This is a genomic window from Paragemmobacter kunshanensis, from assembly GCF_011059185.1.
GTDB classification, from domain to species: Bacteria; Pseudomonadota; Alphaproteobacteria; order Rhodobacterales; family Rhodobacteraceae; genus Paragemmobacter; species Paragemmobacter kunshanensis.
In genome coordinates, this window is the sequence record NZ_JAALFE010000064.1 from 1 (window position 1) to 3,690 (window position 3,690).

5 protein-coding genes are annotated in these 3,690 nt (G+C 67.3%); all 5 read right to left on the bottom strand.

Annotated elements, in window-relative coordinates; genetic code table 11:
* Positions 1-123 precede the first annotated feature (123 nt).
* Positions 124-321, bottom strand: coding sequence for a hypothetical protein (locus tag G5V65_RS21555; protein WP_165054615.1), 198 nt, complete (start codon positions 319-321; stop codon positions 124-126).
* 44 nt (positions 322-365) lie between these two features.
* Complete coding sequence (locus G5V65_RS21560) at positions 366-581, bottom strand: DUF7220 family protein (RefSeq protein WP_165054618.1); 216 nt, start codon at positions 579-581, stop codon at positions 366-368.
* A gap of 9 nt (positions 582-590) precedes the next feature.
* Entirely contained in the window at positions 591-1,688 is a 1,098-nt protein-coding gene (locus G5V65_RS21565; RefSeq protein ID WP_165054620.1) for a DNA cytosine methyltransferase, read from the bottom strand.
* A 1-nt stretch (position 1,689) separates the two neighbouring features.
* A complete protein-coding gene (locus tag G5V65_RS21570) occupies positions 1,690-3,030 on the bottom strand; it encodes a site-specific DNA-methyltransferase (RefSeq protein ID WP_165054623.1) in 1,341 nt (446 codons plus the stop codon).
* Positions 3,031-3,447: 417 nt separating this feature from the next.
* Positions 3,448-3,690, bottom strand: a 243-nt coding sequence (locus tag G5V65_RS21575; protein ID WP_241250700.1) for a DUF6362 family protein, incomplete at its 5' end; no start/stop codon positions are given.

The following is a 3,690-nucleotide window of genomic DNA, read 5'->3' on the forward strand; positions in this document are numbered from 1 at the left end:
AAGAAGCTCGGACTCGAGGTGACCTCGGAGAAGGTCGAAGGACGCGGACGGGTCTACAGGCTTGCCGCCGCCTGACGCAGCAAGGAGATCGCTACGCCGCCGCCCCGACCGGGCGGCGGTTTTTCATTGCCACGACAGCAGATCGCGGGCGGCGGCCTGCAGGATATCCTGCGCCATGCGCGGCTCGCAGGTGTAGATGCCACCCGGCTCAGGTTCGCCGACATGCTCCGCGAACCAGTCCCGTCCCTCGTCCGAAATCGGACGCAGGACGACGATGGTCCCGTGATCGTTGATCTCGATATGTTGCCAGCCTTCGGACATGTGCCAAGGCTACCAGCGGGATGGCCGATCCGCCAGCAGCCGCATCAGGCTCGCCTCAGCCGTTCGAACAGCCGCCGCAAGACGTAGGACCGCGCGATGCTGACCACCGTGAACACCGCGCCCATCTTCAGATTCTGCGCCAGCGTCGTGTGCAGCCCGAAGACCGGGAAGATCAGGATCTGCGTGAGCACGGCGACACCGTAGCCGACGATCACGTTGGCGACGGACTCGACCAGCGACATGAGGCGGGACTGCTTCATGCCGCTACCTCATCCATCGGCCAGCAACTCAGCCGCCAGAGTTCGCAGCGCATGCGCCGCAACCAGGGGGACCACGCCGTTGCCACAGAGCCGAAGCCGGTCCACCCGGTGGGCCAGCCCATCAGCGCCTCGACGAACAGCGGGTTCAAGGTTCGGCGCACGTCGGAGGTATTCGGCCCAGCCGTCGGTGTCACCAGGACCTGGCGGCCAAGCAGCCCGTTCACCGGCGTGTTCGCCAAGGTGGTCGCCCCATCCTTGTGGTCTCGAGCCGTCGGCGTCATCCACATCCCCGCCGAATGGGTCAGGTCTGCTGTCCGCCGATTGCCTGCGCTCGGTTTGCAGCCGTCGTTCGCCATCGGTGTCGGCCACATCGCGGCCGTCGTCGCTAGGTTCATCCCGTGCTGCCCCGCTTCCTGCGACGGAGTCGGCTTCGTCTGCCGGTTCTCGTTGGCGCTGGCCCTCGGCGTCGGCCAAAGGCGCAGCAGTTCCGTCCGGTTCCCGCCACTCGACCGGGTCCCAGAGCAGGCGCGCGGGGTCGGCCAGGTCGTCTCCCTCGCGGACGGCGAGGATGAAGAGCCGCTCGCGCTTGTGCGGTGCGCCGACTTCCGCCGCCGTGAAGAGGCCTGCCGCAAGGCGGTAGCCCATGCCGACCAGTCCTGCGGCGACTTCGGGGAAGCCGAGGCGGAGATGATGGGCGACATTCTCGAGGAACACGAAGGGCGGTTCGATCTCGCCGATGATGCGGGCGACATGCGGCCAGAGGTGGCGCGGGTCGTCCGCACCCCGGCGCTTGCCCGCGACCGAGAACGGCTGGCACGGATAGCCCGCAGTGACGATGTCCACCGCACCGCGCCACGGTCGGCCGTCGAAGGTTCCAACGTCGTCCCAGACAGGCGCGCGATCCAGGGACGCGTCTTCCATCCGCGCCACGAGAGTGGCTGCGGCGTTGGTTTCCCGTTCGACATGGCCCACAGCACGATATCCGGGGATAGCGATGGTGAGCCCAAGGTCGAGACCACCTGCGCCGGAGCAGAGGGAGAGGCCGAAGAGGCATGCGTCTGCGGCTCCGGAAGCGCATCCGGAGGAAGGTAAAGCCAGGTCATGCATGTCACGCGGCGGGTTCAGGATGTGGTGCGGGTGCGGCCCGGGTTCCGCTCAGCCGCTCGGTCCTCACCTGCGCAAAGGTCCGACCGTCACCGTCGAGGATCGCGTCGCGGCCGGTCTCGGCCTGCCAGCGCTCCACCGCGACCTCGACATAGGCTGGGCTGATTTCCATCGCGAAGACGCGGCGGCCGTTGGCCTCGCCCGCCATGATCTGCGAGCCGGAGCCCGAAAAGGGCTCGTAGCAGAGCCCGCCGCGCGCCACGTGCTGGCGCATCGGAATGCCGAAGGCGTCGAGCGGCTTCGGCGTCGGGTGGTCGGGCCGGTCGTCCTTCGCGAAGGACGGCATCTCCCATGTCGAGGGCAGCGTCTGCTCGGCCACCTTCGGCGGCCGGTTCGGGCGGCGCCAGCCCATGAAACAGGGCTCGTGCTTCCAGAGGTAGTGGGACCGGGTCAGCACCCCTCGGTCCTTCACCCAGATGATCTGCTGATGGACGAAGGCGCCAGCCTTCTCCCAGCAGGCTTCCAGCATCGCCTGGCGGCGGGAGGCGTGCCAGCAGTACCAGGCCGCATCGTCGGTGATCGCCTCGGCCACGGCCGCCGAGATGAACCCGTCGTAGAGCTCCGCCCCCTGCGAACTGTCGTCCCAGGTCGTGCCGTAGGACGCCGACCAATCCTTGTTCCGGGTCGGATGGTTCGAGCCGTCATAGTCCACCAGATAGGGCGGGTCCGTCGCGAACAGGATTGCGCGCTCGCCATTCATCAGGCGGCGCACATCGGCCGCGCTGGTGCTGTCACCGCAAAGGAGCCGGTGATCGCCGAGGATCCAGAGATCGCCCGTCCGCGAGGCCGGGTTACGCGGCGGTTCGGGGATGGTCACCGGCGGCACGGAGCCCCCGGCGCCACCTTCTTCTCCGCCCCCCTCCGGCACGAAAGCCAGCAGCTTGTCCAACTCGCCATCGGAGAAGCCGACCAGGGACAGGTCGAAATCTTCGGCGAGCAGATCGTTCAGTTCTGCCGACAGCAGCGCCTCGTCCCAGGTGCCGAGCTCCGTCAGCTTGTTGTCCGCAATGCGATATGCCCGCCGCTGCGCTTCGGTCAGATGGCCCAGCACGATCACCGGCGCTTCGGTCAGCCCAAGCTGCGTGGCTGCCAGCACCCGGCCATGGCCCGCGATAAGCTCGCCGTCCTCGGCCACGAGGCACGGCACGGTCCAGCCGAACTCGGCCATGCTAGCGGCGATCTTCGCGACCTGGTCGGCACCATGCGCCTTCGCATTGCGGGCGTATGGCTGCAGCCTGGCCAGCGGCCACGTCTCGATCCGATCCGGGGCAAAGCTAAGCGTCATCGGCGGGTCATTCCTCGGATCAGGGTGGATACCCCTGGCTTCCGGACTCCGGGGTCCAGACTGGACTCCACGCGGGGTCCAGCGGCCACCAGGGGTGTCCAGCTTCAAGGGTTTGATTTTGCAGTGTTTCAGGCGGGTTCAGGCGGCGGTGGCTTCCGGCTGGCTTCCCAAAAATCCGGCCCTGTCGCTGGCGATGTCCCGCGCTTCGCCCGCCAGCATACGAATATCGCCAGGAAGGAACCGGAAACTGCCTCGGGGTGGACCCCGGCCGGACCCTCGCTGGATACCGGGGTCCAGAAGGCCCCGGTCAACGCAAAGGGGAGAGCGAGCTTTCCAGCGCACTCTCCCCATCTTGCCTTCGGAATAGCATGGATCTGTTGCAGATGTCGAAGGAAAAAGTGTTGCAACACATTGGAGTCACTGCGCATTCAGGCGCGCAGCGATCTTGGTCAGTGCCAGCTGCCAGCGACGCCAGGCGGTCGTGCGGTCGCACCCCAGCTCGCCGCTGATCTGCTTCCACGGCACGCAGGCGGCACGAGACCAGACCAGCTTGCGCTCCGCCTCCTCGATCCAGAGCACCCAGTCGAAGGTCTGCTCGAGCCGGGTGATCGCGGCGGCCGAGGGCCAGACGCGCATGGGCTGGGGTTCCATCGCCGCGAT

Excerpts from the sequence above, each read along its gene's own strand:
- G5V65_RS21555 (WP_165054615.1), bottom strand. The coding sequence starts at position 321 with ATGTCCGAAGGCTGGCAACATATCGAGATCAACGATCACGGGACCATC.
- G5V65_RS21560 (WP_165054618.1), bottom strand. The coding sequence starts at position 581 with ATGAAGCAGTCCCGCCTCATGTCGCTGGTCGAGTCCGTCGCCAACGTG.
- G5V65_RS21565 (WP_165054620.1), bottom strand. The coding sequence starts at position 1,688 with ATGCATGACCTGGCTTTACCTTCCTCCGGATGCGCTTCCGGAGCCGCA.
- G5V65_RS21570 (WP_165054623.1), bottom strand. The coding sequence starts at position 3,030 with ATGACGCTTAGCTTTGCCCCGGATCGGATCGAGACGTGGCCGCTGGCC.